This is a genomic window from Pseudomonas sp. TYF_14 (genome assembly GCF_043105275.1).
Lineage (GTDB): Bacteria > Pseudomonadota > Gammaproteobacteria > Pseudomonadales > Pseudomonadaceae > Aquipseudomonas > Aquipseudomonas alloputida.
The window spans coordinates 57,812-75,581 of the sequence record NZ_JBICLK010000035.1 but is presented as its reverse complement, the minus strand read 5'-3'; the positions used below and the strand labels follow the sequence as shown (position 1 = coordinate 75,581).

General features: G+C 62.2%; 16 protein-coding genes. 12 read left to right on the top strand and 4 right to left on the bottom strand.

Annotated features, from left to right (window positions below; genetic code table 11):
• The 5 genes from ACF8O8_RS11880 to ACF8O8_RS11860 are packed head-to-tail and all read left to right on the top strand — an operon-like array spanning position 1 to position 2,568.
• Positions 1–375 carry a type II secretion system protein gene (locus tag ACF8O8_RS11880; protein ID WP_003247965.1) on the top strand — a complete coding sequence of 125 codons (375 nt, stop codon included), beginning with the start codon at positions 1–3 and terminating at the stop codon, positions 373–375.
• Positions 350–877, top strand: coding sequence for a type II secretion system protein (locus ACF8O8_RS11875; RefSeq protein WP_020191115.1), 528 nt, complete (start codon positions 350–352; stop codon positions 875–877). The genes ACF8O8_RS11880 and ACF8O8_RS11875 overlap by 26 nt, the downstream gene beginning before the upstream one ends.
• A complete protein-coding gene (gene csgE, locus ACF8O8_RS11870) occupies positions 874–1,275 on the top strand; it encodes a curli production assembly/transport protein CsgE (RefSeq protein WP_010954337.1) in 402 nt (133 codons plus the stop codon). Before ACF8O8_RS11875 ends, csgE begins: the two co-directional genes overlap by 4 nt.
• Positions 1,272–1,685, top strand: a complete 414-nt coding sequence (locus ACF8O8_RS11865; RefSeq protein WP_003247970.1) for a curli assembly protein CsgF — start codon at positions 1,272–1,274, stop codon at positions 1,683–1,685. The genes csgE and ACF8O8_RS11865 overlap by 4 nt, the downstream gene beginning before the upstream one ends.
• Before the next feature lie 34 nt (positions 1,686–1,719).
• The gene (locus tag ACF8O8_RS11860; protein WP_010954336.1) at positions 1,720–2,568 is read left to right on the top strand and encodes a CsgG/HfaB family protein; all 849 of its coding nucleotides are present in this window, start codon (positions 1,720–1,722) and stop codon (positions 2,566–2,568) included.
• Positions 2,569–2,749: 181 nt separating this feature from the next.
• Here the strand turns inward: ACF8O8_RS11860 and ACF8O8_RS11855 are convergent, their stop codons facing one another.
• A complete protein-coding gene (locus ACF8O8_RS11855) occupies positions 2,750–3,547 on the bottom strand; it encodes an RHS repeat-associated core domain-containing protein (protein WP_392509747.1) in 798 nt (265 codons plus the stop codon).
• Between the two features lie 297 nt (positions 3,548–3,844).
• On the opposite strand from ACF8O8_RS11855, the gene ACF8O8_RS11850 reads away from it, so the two are divergent.
• From ACF8O8_RS11850 to ACF8O8_RS11830, 5 genes are all read left to right on the top strand, one after another.
• A complete protein-coding gene (locus tag ACF8O8_RS11850; RefSeq protein WP_049587726.1) occupies positions 3,845–4,075 on the top strand; it encodes a hypothetical protein in 231 nt (76 codons plus the stop codon).
• A gap of 277 nt (positions 4,076–4,352) precedes the next feature.
• A complete protein-coding gene (locus ACF8O8_RS11845) occupies positions 4,353–6,263 on the top strand; it encodes a sigma-54-dependent Fis family transcriptional regulator (protein ID WP_392509746.1) in 1,911 nt (636 codons plus the stop codon).
• A gap of 1 nt (position 6,264) precedes the next feature.
• Positions 6,265–7,998 (top strand): ABC transporter ATP-binding protein, encoded by a 1,734-nt coding sequence (locus ACF8O8_RS11840; protein WP_350297965.1) that lies wholly within the window; start codon positions 6,265–6,267, stop codon positions 7,996–7,998.
• The gene (locus ACF8O8_RS11835) at positions 7,988–8,665 is read left to right on the top strand and encodes a S8 family serine peptidase (RefSeq protein ID WP_049587702.1); all 678 of its coding nucleotides are present in this window, start codon (positions 7,988–7,990) and stop codon (positions 8,663–8,665) included. The genes ACF8O8_RS11840 and ACF8O8_RS11835 overlap by 11 nt, the downstream gene beginning before the upstream one ends.
• Entirely contained in the window at positions 8,658–9,971 is a 1,314-nt protein-coding gene (locus tag ACF8O8_RS11830) for an NAD(P)/FAD-dependent oxidoreductase (RefSeq protein WP_392509745.1), read from the top strand. The genes ACF8O8_RS11835 and ACF8O8_RS11830 overlap by 8 nt, the downstream gene beginning before the upstream one ends.
• A 57-nt stretch (positions 9,972–10,028) precedes the next feature.
• Here the strand turns inward: ACF8O8_RS11830 and ACF8O8_RS11825 are convergent, their stop codons facing one another.
• The 3 genes from ACF8O8_RS11825 to ACF8O8_RS11815 form a co-directional block, all read right to left on the bottom strand.
• Positions 10,029–10,985, bottom strand: coding sequence for an RHS repeat-associated core domain-containing protein (locus tag ACF8O8_RS11825; RefSeq protein WP_060544951.1), 957 nt, complete (start codon positions 10,983–10,985; stop codon positions 10,029–10,031).
• A 389-nt stretch (positions 10,986–11,374) separates the two neighbouring features.
• On the bottom strand, positions 11,375–12,688 hold the full coding sequence (locus ACF8O8_RS11820; RefSeq protein WP_392509744.1) for a hypothetical protein: 1,314 nt from the start codon (positions 12,686–12,688) through the stop codon (positions 11,375–11,377).
• Positions 12,689–12,827: 139 nt separating this feature from the next.
• Positions 12,828–14,321, bottom strand: coding sequence for an aldehyde dehydrogenase (locus tag ACF8O8_RS11815; protein WP_020192690.1), 1,494 nt, complete (start codon positions 14,319–14,321; stop codon positions 12,828–12,830).
• 403 nt (positions 14,322–14,724) lie between these two features.
• On the opposite strand from ACF8O8_RS11815, the gene peaA reads away from it, so the two are divergent.
• On the top strand, positions 14,725–16,290 hold the full coding sequence (gene peaA, locus ACF8O8_RS11810) for a quinohemoprotein amine dehydrogenase subunit alpha (RefSeq protein WP_049587725.1): 1,566 nt from the start codon (positions 14,725–14,727) through the stop codon (positions 16,288–16,290).
• 48 nt (positions 16,291–16,338) lie between these two features.
• Positions 16,339–17,769, top strand: a complete 1,431-nt coding sequence (gene peaB, locus ACF8O8_RS11805; protein ID WP_084851053.1) for a quinohemoprotein amine dehydrogenase maturation protein — start codon at positions 16,339–16,341, stop codon at positions 17,767–17,769.
• Position 17,770 lies beyond the last annotated feature (1 nt).

Sequence of the window (17,770 nt, the reverse complement as noted above, 5' to 3'; positions counted from 1 at the left end):
ATGAAACGCAGCAAAGGCTTCACCCTGATCGAACTGCTGGTGGTGATGGCGATCATCGCCACGCTGATGACCATCGCCATGCCGCGCTACTTCAACAGCCTGGAAAGCTCGCGCGAGGCCACCCTGCGTCAGAGCCTGGCAGTGCTGCGCGAGGCGCTGGACCACTACTACGGTGATACCGGCCACTACCCCGATTCGCTGGAACAACTGGTGGAACAACGTTACCTGCGCAATACACCGGTCGACCCGATCACCGAGCGCAGCGATGCCTGGCAGCTGGTGCCGCCGCCCGAGGGTGTGGCGGGCGGCGTGGCCGACATCAAGAGCGGTGCCACAGGGAGGGCGCGTGATGGCAGCCTCTTCGCTGAATGGTAAGGCCAACGGCGGCTTTACATACCTGGGGGTGCTGCTGCTGATTGCGGTCAGCAGCGTGGCCCTGGCGGCCACCGGCACGATCTGGGCGAGCGCCGCCCAGCGCGACCGCGAACGCCAGTTGCTGTGGGTCGGCAGCCAGTATGCCCAAGCCTTGCGCAGCTACTACCGCGCCTCGCCAGGGCTGGCCCAGTACCCCCAGGATCTGGCCGACCTGCTACAGGACAACCGCTACCCGCAGGCCAAACGGCACATTCGCAGGCTTTACCCTGACCCGATCAGCAACAGCCACGAATGGGGCTTGCTGCGCTCGATCGACGGCCGTATCACCGGGGTGTACAGCCGCTCGGACGCCACCCCTTTCAAGCGCAGTGGCTTCAGCGCCGAATGGAGCGGTTTCGAGGGGATGGAGCACTACAGCGACTGGCAGTTCGTCGCCGAGCAGGCCTTTACCGAAAGTGCACGCGGTGTGCAGACGAATGCAGGCCCGGGAGACACACCATGAAGCGCCTGGCTGCGCTGTGCCTGGGCCTGCTGCTGATGGCAGGGGTGACCACCTGCGCCAGGGCGGGTGCTGAAGACGAGATGCAGGGCTTTATCGTCGACAACACCATCTCGCACATCGGCCACGACTTTTACTACTACTTCGCCGACCGCCTGCGTGCCACCAGCCGTCTGGACTTCAACCTGGTGGTACGCGAACGCCCCGATGCCCGCTGGGGCAGCCTGGTGACGGTGGAGTTCGAGCGTGAAGTGGTGTACCGCCGCTTCCTGCCACCGAACACCACCGAGCTCAAAGACGAGGCCGTCGCCGCCGCCGACCTGGTCAAGCAGCAGATCATTCAACGCAAGCTGCAACGCCTGCTACAGGACACCACCGACTTGGAGAGGGACGAGTTATGAACCACCGCATTCCACGTTGCATTGCCGCCTGCCTGCTGGCCAGCGCCTGTGCTGCCCAGGCCACCGAGCTGGTGTACACCCCGGTCAACCCGGCCTTTGGCGGCAACCCGTTGAACGGCACCTGGCTGCTGAACAACGCCCAGGCGCAGAACGACTACGACGACCCGGACCTCAAGGACCGTGCCTCGGCCTTTACCGGCACCACGGCCCTTGAGCGCTTCAGCAACCAGCTGGAGTCGCGGATGTTGTCGCAGTTGCTGGACAACATCAGCAACGGCAACACCGGCAGCATGGCGACCGATGCGTTTCTCATCGACGTCATCGACGATTCCGGGGCCTTGAGCATCAAGGTCACCGATCGTGCCACAGGAGAAATTTCGATCATTGAGGTCAGCGGCCTGAACCCCTGAGAGGGAAGGGCTTTTATGTTGGGGAGAGAACACCATGAAACGTCTGCTGAGCACGCTGCTGATCCTCACCGCCCTGGGCCTGCAAGGTTGTGGCCTGCGCGAACCGATGCCCGCTGAACAGGATTCGGAAACCCCGACCCTGACCCCAAGGGCCTCGACCTACTACGACCTGATCAACATGCCACGCCCCAAAGGCCGGCTGATGGCCGTGGTGTACGGTTTCCGCGACCAGACCGGGCAGTACAAGCCCACCCCGGCCAGCTCGTTCTCCACCAGCGTCACCCAAGGTGCGGCCAGCATGTTGATGGACGCCCTGAGTGCCAGCGGCTGGTTCGTGGTGCTGGAGCGTGAAGGGCTGCAGAACCTGCTGACCGAGCGCAAGATCATCCGTGCATCGCAGAAAAAGCCGGATGTAGCGGAAAACATCATGGGCGAGCTACCACCGTTGCAGGCCGCCAACCTGATGCTCGAAGGCGGCATCATCGCCTACGACACCAACGTGCGCAGCGGTGGCGAGGGCGCCCGCTACCTGGGGATCGACATCTCTCGCGAGTACCGGGTGGACCAGGTCACCGTCAACCTGCGCGCCGTGGACGTGCGCACCGGGCAGGTGCTGGCCAACGTGATGACCAGCAAGACCATCTACTCGGTGGGGCGCAGTGCCGGGGTGTTCAAGTTCATCGAGTTCAAGAAACTGCTGGAAGCCGAGGTGGGGTATACCACCAATGAACCTGCGCAGTTGTGCGTGCTGTCGGCGATCGAAGCGGCGGTGGGGCACTTGCTGGCGCAGGGGATCGAGCGGCGGTTGTGGCAGGTGGCGGGGGATCCAGCTGATGGCAAAGCCACGGTGGACAAGTTCTTGAGCCAGAATCAGCAGCCGTGATTGACTGTTAGGGAAGCTCTGATCAATTCAGCACAGGCCGCCTGACCTGTGCTGAACTTTCTTGAAAACATTGCGAATTTCAGGTTTCGGGCAACTTGATTGGAGTTTTCCTAAAGCATTTCGAGACTTTAGCTTATTCGATGCAGGCAATAGTATAAGCTACCGGCTAGGCGATCGGCTTTCATTGAGTTAGTGAGGTGTTGAAATGGGAAGAGTGCATGCTGTTTCTTAGTATTTTTACCTGCTCCTGATAGTTGCGCCCGTGAAGCGCACTTGGCCTGCTGATTAGAGTAGTGGAACCCACTGTAGGGGGCTCATATAGGTTACGGATCTCAAGCAATCCACGGTATAGTGGTATGATTTCAGGGTCTGTCGGTGGGGTGCCAAGAGATATCGCATTTCTAGCTTGGTCTCGTTGCTTTGAAGTCACTTTGTCGATGCCTGCTAATATTAAGCGGTCTCGGTGCTCCTTTATTACTAGATGGCTGAAATCTTTGCTTCTAGCCGAAATGAAAGCATCACGTGCCGACTCTCGGATCATGATATCTGTGTGTGGTCCCTTGAATATCTCGAGAGTCTCCATGGTATACAGGTTTGGCTTTTTGTTGTTTAATAGTTTTATGTAATCATCAAACATTAATTGGGATGACCGCAGATTGGATGCTCTTAAATTTCCTGGCCTTGACGAAGGCGGTAATTTTTGCGCGGCCAGAATTTGTAGTGGCAGAACGCCGGAATGGCCACTTGGATCAACAAAGTTGATCGGATCTCCTTGGCAGTAGGCGTAGCTGTTGATGCCGCCTGATTGAAATGGACTTAAATTGTCCGGCGAACAAAAGCGCATCAAGCGCGGCTTGTATCCGCGCCGACCATTCCCGAGTAAATATCCATCGGATGTTTTATCGAACGGCTGATCGTTGAATGCGAGGGTTGAGTGGTTAGCCGCCATGTGCCAACCATAGGGGGTATAGCGTAGCATCGATCATTGCCCCTGGTTTATTTAATATTGTAGGTATATATAGATTAGTGAATAACGGGCCGCAATCGTTATTTTTAACAGTTGACATTTACTGTTGGGGTGTGTGGGCCCCCGGGTAAGTTTCGGCCATAACCCATTGAACTCGTGAAGCGCAATGCGTGCCCGCTATCCGATGCACGAATTGCCCACTCCAGTGAATCAAGGAGCGACACAATGACAAAAGGCTTACCTGATCCTCCTGTACGCGCCACCACGGCGGCCTCCAGTTTCTCCACCTGCGAATGCAGCCATCCACCGTTGTTCGCCGTTCGTTCCGGCGTGGATTACGAAGATGCGCTGGTGCACCTTTCCACGCTGCTGAAAGGGGCGTTTGCGACCAACCTCAAGGCGCTGGAACTGGCCAAGGGCACCTGCCGTGATCTGTTGTTGAGCAATGACCATGGGTTGGATTCGGCCAAGGCGGTGGTGGAGGCGTTGCTGGATGAGAGGCAGCAACTGGCTGGGCGGAAGGCGGCGTCGAGTGCCTGACGGGGCTTGGCTATTGGTGATATCGATCGATATCCCTGATTGACCTCGAGGGCCTCTTCGCGGGCTCGCACGCTCCCACAGGTACAGCGCAGTCCTCAGGGTTGGTGCGAACCCTGGCAAGCCAGCTTCCACAGGGATTGCACCAGCTTCAAGTAACCTGGCCAGCTACACCCCAATCCATCCACTACCAGATGACGCCCAGCCATTTCTCCCGCACACTGCGGAAAATTCCCAAGCCCGTACCCCGTCACATTGCGGGGCACAGCCGGAGTAGAAAATGGCGCGACAACTTATAACAAACGCCCACGACCCGCTGCACGAATCCCGCGAGGCCCGCCTGAAGCTGGCCAGCGAAGGCGAACTACCGCTAGGGATGCTGCGCGACGAGATCGACGCCTCCTGGCGCCGCAGCCTGGGCCACGGCCTGGACTGCCTGCAGGGCGAACAGGTCGGCCTGGGCCTGGAACAGGGCCATGACCTGCGCCTGCTGCTGGAGCGCAACCGCCTGCTGATCGATGCCGTTACCCCCGAACTCGACTACCTGGTCGCGCGCCAGGGCAAGGCTGGCATCGTCATCCTCGGCGATGCCCAGGCCAACGTGCTGGCCATCGAAGGCCAGAAGCACGTGCTGCAACGCGAAGGCCTGCGCGATCTGCACCCGGGCAGTTGCTGGAGCGAATCGCTGCGCGGCACCAATGCCATCGGCACGGCCGTGGTCGAAGGCCGGCCGACGCTGATCAACTGCGGCGAACATTACCTTGACCGCCTCAGCCCGTTCTCCTGTACTTCCGTGCCACTGCGCGACCCGCGCGGCGAGGTGATCGGCGTGCTCGACATCACCCGCGAAGGGGTGATGGCGCAACCGCAGGATAGCCTGTCGACCCTGATGCTGGCGGCGGGCAACATTGAAAGCCGCCTGTTTGGCCTGTGCCACCCGGACCAGTTGGTGCTGGCCTTCCACAGCCGCCCGCAGTACCTCAACAGTGCCTGGCACGGCCTGTTGGCCCTGAGCCTGGACGGCGAAGTGCTGGCTGCCAACGACAGTGCCTGCCAGCTGTTGCAGGTGCCGCGTCACGAACTGATTGGGCGGCGTAGCACCGACCTGCTGGGCGAACGTTCCCCGGCCTTTATCGCTCGCCTGTGGCAGGGCGGGGTCAGCAGCGTGCAGACCGCCAAGGGCGAGTTCTATTTCCGTGCCCTACAGCTGCCGCGCCATGGCCGGGTAACCCCCAGCACACCATCCAGCAAGCCGGCCTTGAGCAAACAGTCGCCTGCACTCGATGCTCTGGCCGGAGGTGATCAACGCCTGGCGCGCAACCTGCGCATGGCTCGCCAGGGGCTGGGCAATGGTTTGCCAGTGCTGCTGCTGGGCGAAACCGGTACCGGCAAGGAAGTGGTCGCTCGGGCCTTGCACCAGGCCAGCCCGCGTGCCGACAAACCGTTTGTGGCGGTCAACTGCGCGGCCATTCCCGAAGGGCTGATCGAGTCCGAGCTGTTCGGCTACCGTGAGGGCGCCTTCACCGGTTCGCGCCGGGGCGGCATGGTCGGGCGGCTGATGCAGGCCCATGGTGGCACGCTGTTCCTCGACGAAATCGGCGACATGCCGCTCGCCCTGCAAGCACGCCTGTTGCGGGTACTGCAGGAGCGCCGCGTAGCACCCTTGGGGGCGGGTGACGAGCAGGACATCGACGTGGCGCTGATCTGCGCCACCCACCGCGACCTCAAGCGCCTGGTGCAGGAGCAGCACTTCCGTGAAGACCTGTTCTACCGGGTCAACGGTGTGTCGCTGCGCCTGCCGGCCCTGCGTGAACGCGACGACCTGGCGGCGATCATCCAGGGCCTGCTGGACAAGGCCGATGCGCGTGGCGTAACCCTCGACCCGGCGTTGACCGCGTTGCTCGAAGGCTTCGACTGGCCCGGCAACATCCGTCAGCTGGAAATGGTGGTACGCACCGCGCTGGCCATGCGCGAGGATGGCGAGCAGGTGCTGACCCTTGATCACCTTACTGACTGCCTGCTGGACGAACTGGCCAGCAGCGCAGCGCCCTCCGGCAGCCTCAAGGACAGTGAACTGGAACAGATCCGCGGTGCTCTGGCGCGCCACCAGGGCAACGTCTCGGCCGCCGCCGCGGCACTGGGTATCAGCCGGGCGACGCTGTACCGCAAGCTCAAGCAGTTGCGCGGCTGACGTGGGCGGCCTGTTCGCAAGGCTGGTGGATTCAAGCGACCCTGTACTCATGCGCCAGGCGTTGGCCTGGCTGTATGGTTTCGTGCGCCCCCATCGGCGTGCCATCGGCCTGTTGCTCAGCTTGTCGCTGGGTGCATCGCTGCTGGCGCTGGCGCAACCCTGGCTGGTCAAGACCCTGATCGATGAGGGGCTGCTGGCCAAGGATTACCAAACGCTTTGGCACATGGCGGCAATCATGATCGGCGCGGGCCTGCTGGGCACTGTGCTGGCTGGGGTCAACCGCTACCTGCATACGCGCTTGTCGGGGCGCATCCTGTTTGCCCTGCGTGACGACCTTTACCGCCATCTGCAGCAATTGTCACCGACCTTTTACGGGCGGCGGCGTATCGGCGACATTCTTTCGCGGCTGGATGGCGATGTGGCAGAGATCCAGCGCTTTGCCGTGGACTCGCTGTTCTCGGCGGTGTCGGCGGTGATCGGCCTGGTGGGCGCGGTGACGTTGATGCTGATGCTGTCGTGGCAGTTGTCGCTGTTGCTGGCGCTGCTGGTGCCGATCGAAGTGCTGTGGCTGCGCTGGATGCGGCGCAAGGTGGAGCGCGAAGTGCGCAACTTGCGTGAGCGCTCGGCGGATGTGTCGTCTTTCCTGGTCGAGACCCTGCCGGCGATGAAGTTCATTCAGGCGGCCGGCCAGCAAGGCCGGGAAGCAGGGCGCCTGGACCAGCTTGGGCAAGGTTACATGCGTCAGCTGCTGAAGGTGCAGGTGACCGAATTCTTCACCCAGGCCATCCCCGGCACGCTCACCTCGTGGTGCCGCGCCTGTGCGTTCCTGGTCGGTGGCTGGTGGGTGATCCAGGGCACCTGGCAACTGGGCGCGTTGATCGCTTTTTCTACTTACATGGGCATGGCGGTTGGGCCGGTGCAGAGCCTGTTGGGCTTGTACGTGGCGGTGCAGCGCATGGCTGTCAGCCTGGGAAGGGTGATGGAATTGAAGCAGGAAGCGGTAGCAGTACATCAGACCGCCAACCCGCAGCCCATCCCCGATGGCCCCGGCGAGTTGCGCCTGGAGGCGCTGAGCTTTGCCCATGAGGGGCGTCAGGGTGCGGTACTGAACAACGTGCAGGTGAGCATCCCGGGTGGCGTGAAAGTCGCCATCAGCGGTGCCTCCGGGGTGGGCAAGTCAACCCTGATCGACCTGCTTCAGCGCTTCTACGACCCGGACGCCGGGCGCATCCTGCTGGACGGCGTCGACCTGCGCGACCTTGACCTGGCTGCGCTGCGCAGGCGAATCGCCGTGGTCAGCCAGGACATCGTGTTGTTCCGTGGCACCCTGGCGCAGAACCTGGCTTATGGCGTGCCCGAGGCCAGCCGTGATGAACTGGAACGGGTGGTGCGCCTGGCGCGGCTGGACAGCCTGGTCGACAGCCTGCCGCTGGGCCTGGATGGCTTGCTGGGCGAGCGCGGCCAGCAGTTGTCCGGGGGCCAGAAACAACGCATCGCCATTGCTCGTGCAGTGTTGCAGGCCCCGGCGATCCTGGTGCTGGACGAGGCCACTTCGGCAGTGGATGAGGCCACCGAGCGTGAAGTGATCGCGGCCATCGACCAGCTGTTCGCCGGCCGCACGCGCATCCTGATCAGCCACCGGGCTTCGACCCTGGCCGATGCCGACCTGCAGCTGCAACTGCATGACGGCCAGTTGCAGGTACTGGCGCAGGAGGTGATCAAACATGGGCACTGACGTGCGCGTTGGCATCATCGACAGCGGCTGCTCGCCGGAGCAGGCCAACGGCTTGCTGGACGCCCGCCGTTTCTGGCTGGAAGACGGCCAGTTGCGCGAAGGTGAAATGCTCCCCGACCAACTTGGGCACGGCAGTGCGGTGCTCGCCAGCTTGCAACACCAGGCCGGTCCTGTGTCGGTGCTGGTGGCCCAGGTGTTCAGTGCCCAGGCCAGCACCAGTGCGTTGCAGGTGGCTGCCGCATTGCTGTGGCTGGTGGAGTCGGGAGCCACGCTGGTCAACCTCAGCCTGGGCTTGCAGCAGGACCGGCCCGTGCTGCACCAGGCCTGTGCCGAGGCTTTGGCCGCAGGTGTGCTGTTGTGTGCATCCAGCCCGGCGCAGGGTGGGCCGGTGTTCCCGGCCAGCTACCCAGGCGTCATTCGGGTCACCGGCGATGCCCGCTGTGCACCGGGCCAGTGGTCGTGGCTGGGTACGCGACAGGCGGATTTTGGCGCTTACGTGGGCGCGGGTGAGCGGGCGGGTGCGAGCCTGGGTTGTGCGGCGTTGAGCGGGAAGATTGCCGCCTTGCTGCGTGATGCCCAGGGGATGGACCGCCAGCAGGTGCATGACTGGTTGCGTGAGCATGCGGCCTTCAAAGGGCCCGAGCGACGAGGAGCCCGCCATGGCTGAGCTGCGCATCGTGGTGCTGGGCGCCGGCCCTGCGGGTGCCGCCACGGCCATTGGCTTGCGGCGGCTGGGTTACTCCGTGACAGTGGTGTCGGAGTGGCGCCGTTTCGCGGCAGTTGAAGGCGTTTCGCAGCGGGTGCTGGAGGGCTTGCGTCATGCAGGCCTTGGCGGGGCCTTGAGCCAGGCGGCCATGCCGGCCACCCGCCAGGTGCACTGGAACGGCCAGCACCTGCAGATGAACCAGGAGTTTTTGCTCGACCGGCAACGTTTTGACCAAGCGCTGCGCGAAGACCTTCAGCGCGCAGGCGTGAGTGTGGTCGAGGGGCGGGTGCGTGAGGTCGTGCAGGGGGGCGGTCATCATGTGCGCCTGGACGATGGGCAGGTGCTGACCGCTGATTTCCTGGTCGAGGCCCGAGGCCGTCAGGCACCCCTGGCCGCAGACCGCCTGCGTGGGCCGGAAACGGTCAGCCTGCTCAATGTCTGGCAGGGTAGCCCCGGTGCGCCTGCGTCGGCGGTGGAGAGCCTGGAAGATGGCTGGGCGTGGATGGCACGGCTGGAAGATGGCCGCTGTTACTGGCAAGTCACCCAGGAGGCTGCCGGGCTGCCGGGGAAAGCTGGGTTGGCAGCTTACTGCGTGACGTTGCGGGGCCGCAGCGCGTTGGTCGCCGAACTGTTCGACGATCAGGCATTGATACCGGCACAGGTGCATGCACGCAGCAGTACCGCCATTCTGGCGGGTGAATGTGTCGGGCAGGACTGGATCCGGGTGGGGGATGCCGCCATGGCCGTTGACCCGCTGTCGGGCAACGGGATTTTTCAGTCGCTCTCTTCGGCATTGCAGGCGCCTGTGGTGATCAATACGTTGCTGCGCAGGCCTGAGCGGGCCGAGCTGGCGCGGCAGTTTCACCAGCAGCGGGTCGAGCAGCTGTTCTTGCGTTTTGCCCGCATTGGCCGGGATTTCTATGCCCAGGAACAAAGCCGGGTGGGGCAACCGTTCTGGGCCCGGCGCCAGGGTTGGCCGGATGCGCAACCCCTGCATGAGGCGCCTGATTGGCAAGCGGTGCGGGTTGAGCGGCGGCCTGTACTGCGTGATGGGCTGGTGGATGCGGCCGAGGTGGTGGTGACAGCGGATCAGCCGTTGGGGGTGTGGCATTTGCAGGGGGTGGAACTGGCGCCGGTGGTGCGACAAATACGCAGTGGGCGGCCTGTTGAGGCGGTATTGTCGGGTCTTGCGGGTGAACAGCAGAGGAGCGTGCGGCGGTGGCTAAGGGAGCAGGGGTTGGCTTGGTTTGAGACCAGGAGGCGGTAAATCAGCCCTACTGGACACCGCACTTGAGGTCTGGGTCATGGGGGGGCACGTTCACTCTTACAGCCGTCTGATGTTATTGCTTAATGAGTAATTATCCCTGGGATGAAGAGCTAAGGCCTCCGTATTGCCTGGAGAAATTGTCACCGGATGGTAGAGAAATTTCTTATGGTTTTCTGAGCCTGGCTTGAAAGTGTTGGACTCGACAATTTCGATTGCATAGCGGTCAGGGGTATACACCTCACGGACGTGTACGGGGCCCTGATATCCCGTCACAGATGATTGAGTCTTGTTCATGAGTTGTTCCATCATCGAAAGTCCACCGCCATGAGGACGGTTTGCAGAGTAACAGGAGATTAGATGGATGGGTTGTTGGGAAGCATCGATGCCCAGCTCATCGTTGAGGGCCGCTAGCATCTTGGTACCCGATATCAGGTTACCCCGACTCATCTGAATTTTTCCTGGTGCTCCATGCCCGTAGATGTTCAAGACGAGCCCGGTGGGACTTGACAAGTCCGAGGTCCAGAAAACTGCAAGATCATCCAACCTCGCAGCCCAGCCTTCATAGCTAAAGGCTATTTTTCCGATACCGATGGGTTGATGCCCAGAAGGGTCTCGTAAGTTTATGGGGTCGCCCAACACGTAGGTATAGGCATTAATTCCACCCCGATCGAATGGAGCATCATGATCGGGACTTTGGAATCGCATAATAACCGGATTGTATAGCCTGTAGCCGTTGCCCAGAAGATAGTTTCCCGTAAGTGTATCGCGGTATTCTCCTTTGAATCCGAAATGGATGGGGTTTTTCAGTCCGTCATGGCCATAAGGGGAATAGGCGATAGCTCTGCGTTCATGTTCAAAAACGGAGTTGGCCACGTCTGTTGGCATTAACGATGTACGCGGCAGCAAACCTGATTGCTGCAGTGCGAGCAGTTGCTCGCCCTGGCGAAAAGCTGTACGGGCAGTGGTTTTCTCGATGCAGCTATGTTGATGTGCGCCTTGATAAAAAAATCTCATGTCAATCTCCGGTTCTCTCAGAAAATCATCCATCGAAGATGAATGATGTGCAGCTTGAGAGACAAGAAGCTACTGGCAAAATTGACAGGGTCTATGGAGGCATTGCCTGCTGAAGCTCAGACCCCACTCGTTCGTGGCTCGATCAATACATTCACCCCGGTTGATTGTCGATTGTTAAATTGCTACCTACATTGCCCGAAGATCTTAAAGTCTGGACGCGACAGGGCGGACCACGAGCGTATTAACCAATATATAGGGGGCTTCCTCGCGGTGTGCCGGTCAGGTACTGCAGGATGAAAAGTATGAGCAAAAAATCGGCGAGCCATTACGCTTGAACGCCTGGTTTGGCAGATGTGCTGATGGGCCGCAAAGCGGCCCGGGATTTCTAATCAGAAAAAGGTCCCGACAATCAACTGCAGGTAAGTCCCGGTATCCCGCCCACCCAGCTGCGTACCGCCATTGGCCGCACTGCGCTCCGGTTTGTAGAACCCCACCACCGGGCTGATCAGCAGGTGGTCGTTGACCATCCATTCCACATACAGGTCCAACTCGCGCCCGCCAAGGTTGCCCTGGTCGGTGTCCAGCGTGTCGAAGTCGAAGTACAGCGCGCCGACGGTCAGGTTGTCCCGTGGCTTGCCCTTCAGCGCTACATGGTGCACCTGGCTGTTCTTGTTGAAGGGCCCGGCATAGTTGGCTGCCACTTCACCCTGGAACCAGGTTCCGTAGCCCCGGCTCAGGCCATAGAACAGCGGGTCTAAGCCTTCGGAGAAGCGGCTGTAGCGGTAGGTGGCGGTGGGTGACCAGGGCAGTTGGGAGAAGGTCCAGTTGCCCTCCAGGTACCAGGCATTCTCGCGCCCGTCGGTCTTGTCCTGAGTCACGTACTCGGCGGCCAGCTCCAGGTCTTTGACGCCCAGGTTGCCGCGCCCGCGCAGGCTGGCGGTGTCCATGCCGTCGCGGTGTTCCAGGCCCATGATCTGCGCGTAGCGCTGGTCCACGTCGAGGCCGCGGATCCAGCTCAGGCCGACGGTGCCGGTATCGGCGACGTGCTCCAGGTTGGCTACCGCCAGGGAAGTGTCGGCCTGGTAATGGTTGTCGGACTTCAACCACATCAGGTCACCGCGCCAGCCCTGGTTGCCGCCCAGGCGCAGCACGGCGGTGCGGTCGAAGGCCTTGCGCGCGGCCAGGTAGTAGGCACCGCCGCGGTCGAAGTTGGCCCCCAGGTCGACCTTGCCCAGGTTGACCGGGTCACCCTGAATCAGGAAACCATCACCCAGGGTGACGACCTGGCGGCCACCGGAAATGTCCACGCCATCTTCACCCAGCGCCGGGAACAGGTTGGCCGAGCGCCAGCCCAGGTACAGGTCTTCGATGGCGGTGCGGCGTTCGTCACCCAGGGTCAGGCCGGCGGCGTCGCCATCGCCCCAGGTGGCGGAACTGAGCAGGCTGAAGGCGCCGTAGAGGGTGCCGCTATCGGCCAGGGTCTGGCTGCCGCTGAGGCCGTATTTTACGTAGCCTTCCTGCCAGGCGGTGCTGCCGGGTTGGCGGTTGCCAGCCTGGTTGAAGCTTTCGTCGCTGTGGAAGACGCCGAACAGGGCTTCGAGGTTGGCGTTGAGGGTGGTGCCATCGTGGTTGTACAGCTCGTAGGCTTGGCTGGCGGGGGCAGTTAACAGCAGGGCCAATGTGCAGGCGAGTGTGTGCCTCATGGGGTTGCTCCATGGTTTTTATTGTTGTTTTTTTGTTGCCTGTGCCGGCCTCTTCGCGGGTGAACCCGCTCCTACAGGGCATGTGATACCTGGTGTAGGAGCGGGTTTACCCGCGAAGAGGCCGGTACAGGAAAAAGGATCAGAGCTTGATCAACACCGATTTCAGCTCCGTGTAATGCTCGATGGCCGCTGAACCCATCTCACGACCAACGCCAGACATCTTGTAGCCACCAAACGGCAGCGCCGGGTCCAGCGCGCTGTGGCAGTTGACCCACACCGAGCCGGACTTGATGCGCGGGATCATGCGGTGCACGGCGGCCAGGTCGTTGGACCAGATGCTTGCACCCAGGCCATAGGGGTTGTCGTTGGCCATGCCGATCACTTCGTCGATGTCATCGAATGGCATCGCCACCAGCACCGGCCCGAAGATTTCTTCCTGCACCAGGCGGTGACGCTGGTCCACATCGACAATCACCGTCGGCTTGACGAAGTAACCAGGCCCGAAACCTTCACCCCCGCAGGCGATGGTGGCGCCCAGTTCGCGGCCTAGCTCGATGTAGCCGGTGACGCGGTCCTGCTGCTTGGCTGAAATCAGCGGGCCCATCTGCACCGCCGGGTCCAGCCCGTTGCCCAGCTTCATGGCATTGGCAATCCCGGCGATGTCGGCCACCACATTGTCGAAGTGCTTGCGGTGCACATACAGCCGCGAGCCTGCGCAGCACACCTGGCCCTGGTTGAAGAAGATGGCCGTGGCCGCACCGGCTGCGGCTTCCTGCAGGTTGGCGTCGGGCATGACGATGGTCGGCGACTTGCCGCCCAGTTCCAGGGTGACGCGGGTCATGTTGTCCATGGCCGCCTTGCCGATCAGCTTGCCGACCTCGGTGGAGCCGGTGAAGGTCAGTTTGTCTACGCCGGGGTGGCGGCTGAGCGCGGCGCCGGCGTTCAGGCCAGTACCGGTAACCACGTTGAACACGCCGGCCGGGTAGCCGGCCTCGTCGACCAGCTCGGCCAGCTTGAGCACGCTCAGTGGGGTTTCATCGGCAGGCTTGAGCACCACGGTGCAGCCGGTGGCCAGTGCCGGGCCGAGCTTCCAGCAGGCCAGCAGCAGTGGGAAGTTCCAGGCAACGATGGCGCCAACCACGCCCACTGCCTCGCGACGCACGAAGCCGTGGAACTGGTCGTTGGGCATCAGCGGCATGGACGCTTCGACGGTGCTACCCTCGATCTTGGTGGCCCAGCCCGCCATATAGCGCAGGAAGTCGATGGCCAGTTGCACGTCCATCACCTGGGCCACGGCTGCGCTCTTGCCATTGTTCAGGCATTCCAGTTCGGCCAGCTGGCGCGCATCGCGCTCCATCAGGTCGGCCAGGCGCCACAGCAGGTTCTGCCGCTCGCGTGGGCGCATGCGGCTCCAGGGCGAGTCGTCGAAGGCCTGGCGTGCAGCGCGCACGGCGCGGTCGACATCTTCGGCCTCGGCGGCAGGCACTTCACCCAGCACTTCGCCGGTGGCCGGGTTGCGGAACGACAGGGTGCGACCGCTGGCGGCGTCCTGCCAGTCGGCACCGATGCGCATCTTCAGCTTGCGTTCGAGAAAGGCGCGGGTGGCGGGCAGGATGGGCAGTTCGGAAAGCATGGGGCTGTGCCTCTTGTCATTGGATGTGACGGGCACTGGCGCAATGCCCGTGCCAACCTGGGCAGATGGCCGCAAAGCGTTGTGGGCGTTGGGTTTTGCCTGAGCGCAAAGGTGCGATTGCCGGGTTGCGCTGTTGCACATTGAGACGCTGTGAGACGGTGGTGAAACAGTGCCTGTTCGGCCTCTTCGCGGGCCCTGTCTCAACATGAAACACCCTGTCGCGAAATGGCACGCTGCAAATGGCCATCCCGGCTCCTGGCCAAGCCCCGAAAACCGCTTAAAGGGTTGAAAGAAAACGCTTTTACCCTAACTGGCACAGTTCCTGTATCACAACCGTCACATGCACACCTGCTGTACCAAAGCGTGCGAAAACGATAAGAACAACAACCGTGGAGGTCTGACCTTGAAGACGACTCGACTCCGGCGGCATGCGGGCAAACTGGCGCTGGTCGCCGCCGCGCTGCTGAGCACCCAGGCCATGGCGGCCGAGCAGGGCCCGAGCCTGTTGCAGAACAAGTGCATGGGGTGCCATATCCCCGAAGGCAACGACACCTATAGCCGCATCAGCCACCAGCGCAAGACACCGGAAGGCTGGCTGATGAGCATCGCCCGCATGCAGGTGATGCATGGCCTTCAGATCAGCGACGACGATCGTCGCACGCTGGTCAAATACCTGGCCGACAAACAGGGCCTGGCGCCCAGCGAAACCGATGGCGTGCGCTACGCCATGGAGCGTCGGCTCAATACTGTCGAGCACTTCGACACCCAGCTCAGCGAGACCTGTGGCCGTTGCCACTCGGGTGCCCGTGTCGCCTTGCAACGGCGCCCGGCCAAGGAGTGGGAACACCTGGTCCACTTCCACCTTGGCCAATGGCCGTCCCTTGAATACCAGGCCCAGGCGCGTGACCGCGACTGGCTGCCGATCGCCCTGCAGCAAGTGGTGCCGGACCTTGCCAAGCGCTTCCCGATGGATAGCGCGGCCTGGGACGAATGGCAGAAGGCCAAACCCAAGGCGGACGTACTGCCGGGGAAGTGGGCATTCAGCGGCCATATGCTGGCCAAGGGCGATGTACGTGGGGTGATGAGCGTCACGGCCGGAGAGGGCGATACCTTCAAGGTCGAGGTCAAGGGCGCTTACGCCGACGGTACACCGTTCAACGGCAGCGGCTCGGCCATCCTGTACAACGGTTATGAATGGCGGGGCAATGTGAAGGTTGGCGATGCCAACCTGCGCCAGGTGTTCGCCGCGCTGGATGGCGAGATGAAAGGCCGTATGTTCGAAGCCGATCACGATGAGCGCGGCCTGGATTTCAGCGCCGTAAAAGAAGGCAAGGCGCAGTTGCTGGCGGTACAACCGGCGTTCATCAAGGCTGGAGGCGAAAGCGAAATCACCCTGGTTGGCAGCGGCCTGACTGGCAAGCCGGAACTGGGTGCCGGGGTGGAAGTGACCGAAGTGCTGGAGCAGACCCCGACCCTGGTAAGGGTCAAGGCCCGCGCCGCGTCCGATGCCAGGCCAGGGCTGCGCGAGGTGGCGGTAGGTGCGCTCAAGGGCGTGAACCTGGCGGTTTACGACAAGGTCGACGAAGTGAAGGTCGTGCCGGCGTTCTCCATCGCGCGCATTGGCGAGAACGGTGCCTCCGTGCCGAAAGTGCAGGGGCGTTTCGAGGCCGAAGCCTGGGGCAAGGATGCCAATGGCCAGCCGCTGCGTATCGGCTACCTGCCGGCCAGCTGGAAGGTCGAGCCGTTCAACGAGCGTGCTGTCGAGGATGAAGACGTCAAGTTCGCCGGGCAGATGCAGGCCGACGGTGTGTTCGTGCCAGGCGGTGCCGGGCCCAACCCTGAGCGCAAGATGATGACCAACAACGCCGGTAACCTGAAGGTCATCGCCACGCTGGCCGACGGTGGCCAGACCGGCGAAGGGCACATGATCGTCACCGTACAGCGCTGGAACAACCCGCCGCTGCCGTAACGGCAGGCTGCAACGGTTTTCCAACGGATCGATTATCGGGAGGTCGCCATGGGCGTACTACTGAACCTGGTCGAACGCAACCTGCACGAAGTACAGGTTGATGCCGACCGCATGCTGTTCCATATCCCCAGCAGTTCGCTGTTCACCGCTGACGCGGTGACCGGCGGCATCATCGACACCTTGCGCCAGCAAGGCTGCTCGGCCGAGGAGCTGATGCAGCGCCTTGGCCAGCAGTTTGCTGGCGACGATATCCAGGACACCCTGCGCGAACTGATCGCGCTGGAGCTGGTCAGCGACGGCTCGCCGCTGACCCCGGAAATCGCCCTCAGGCAAGTCGAGCGCACCGCGCTCAACACCGTGGTGCTCAACGTCAACACCGGTTGCAACCTCAGCTGCACCTATTGCTACAAGGAAGACCTGGACAAGCCTTCCGCCGGCAAGAAGATGAGTACCGCCACCGCCGAAGCCTCGGTGGAGATGCTGCTCAAGGAATCACCCAACGAGCAGCGCTACAGCGTGGTGTTCTTCGGTGGCGAACCGCTGTCCAACCGGCCGTTGATCGAGCACATGGTGGCTTACTGCGAGCGGCGGTTCGCCGAGGCGGGCAAGCAGGTGGAGTTCATCATGACCACCAACGCTACCTTGCTGACCGAAGAAATCATCGATTGGCTCAACGCCCACCGCTTTGGCCTGTCGATCAGCATCGATGGCCCCAAGACCGTGCACGACCGCAACCGTATCACCGTGGGCGGGCAGGGCACCTATGACGTGGTGCGGCGCAAGGCCGACCTGCTGCTGTCGCGCTACACCAGCCGGCCGGTGGGGGCGCGGGTCACGCTGACCCGTGGCATTACCGACGTTGAAACCATCTGGAACCACCTGTTCAACGAAATGGGTTTCGCCGAGGTCGGCTTTGCCCCGGTTACCTCTGGCGACATGGCCGACTTCAACCTCACTGGCGAAGAGCTGGTGCAGGTCTTCGCCAACATGAAGGCACTCGGCCGGCGCTACCTGGAGGCGGCACTGGAGCACCGCAACATCGGCTTCTCCAACCTGCACCAGTTGATCACCGACATCCACGAAGGCCACAAGAAGGCCCTGCCGTGTGGCGCCGGGTTGAAGATGCTGGCGGTGGACCACGAAGGTGAGCTGAACCTGTGCCACCGCTTCACCGGCTCCAGCCTGCCCACCTTCGGTAACGTGCACCAGGGCGTGAAGCAGGCGCAGCTCAACGACTTCCTGTCGCAGCGCCTGGACCGCAGCAACACCGGCTGTGAAAGCTGCCGTATTCGCAACCTGTGCTCCGGCGGCTGCTACCACGAAAGCTATGCGCGCTACGGCGACCCGCAGCACCCGACTTACCACTACTGCGAACTGATGCGCGACTGGGTGGACTTCGGCATTGAAGTCTACAGCCGCATCATGGCCGTCAACCCGGCCTTCATCGATCGCTACATCACCCCGCGGAAGGCGCATTGAC

Coding starts and splice junctions, on each gene's coding strand:
- ACF8O8_RS11865 (WP_003247970.1), top strand. CDS start 1,272: ATGAACCACCGCATTCCACGTTGCATTGCCGCCTGCCTGCTGGCCAGC.
- ACF8O8_RS11875 (WP_020191115.1), top strand. CDS start 350: ATGGCAGCCTCTTCGCTGAATGGTAAGGCCAACGGCGGCTTTACATAC.
- csgE (WP_010954337.1), top strand. CDS start 874: ATGAAGCGCCTGGCTGCGCTGTGCCTGGGCCTGCTGCTGATGGCAGGG.
- peaB (WP_084851053.1), top strand. CDS start 16,339: ATGGGCGTACTACTGAACCTGGTCGAACGCAACCTGCACGAAGTACAG.
- ACF8O8_RS11815 (WP_020192690.1), bottom strand. CDS start 14,321: ATGCTTTCCGAACTGCCCATCCTGCCCGCCACCCGCGCCTTTCTCGAA.
- ACF8O8_RS11830 (WP_392509745.1), top strand. CDS start 8,658: ATGGCTGAGCTGCGCATCGTGGTGCTGGGCGCCGGCCCTGCGGGTGCC.
- ACF8O8_RS11835 (WP_049587702.1), top strand. CDS start 7,988: ATGGGCACTGACGTGCGCGTTGGCATCATCGACAGCGGCTGCTCGCCG.
- ACF8O8_RS11880 (WP_003247965.1), top strand. CDS start 1: ATGAAACGCAGCAAAGGCTTCACCCTGATCGAACTGCTGGTGGTGATG.
- ACF8O8_RS11820 (WP_392509744.1), bottom strand. CDS start 12,688: ATGAGGCACACACTCGCCTGCACATTGGCCCTGCTGTTAACTGCCCCC.
- ACF8O8_RS11825 (WP_060544951.1), bottom strand. CDS start 10,985: ATGAGATTTTTTTATCAAGGCGCACATCAACATAGCTGCATCGAGAAA.
- ACF8O8_RS11845 (WP_392509746.1), top strand. CDS start 4,353: ATGGCGCGACAACTTATAACAAACGCCCACGACCCGCTGCACGAATCC.
- ACF8O8_RS11855 (WP_392509747.1), bottom strand. CDS start 3,547: ATGCTACGCTATACCCCCTATGGTTGGCACATGGCGGCTAACCACTCA.
- ACF8O8_RS11860 (WP_010954336.1), top strand. CDS start 1,720: ATGAAACGTCTGCTGAGCACGCTGCTGATCCTCACCGCCCTGGGCCTG.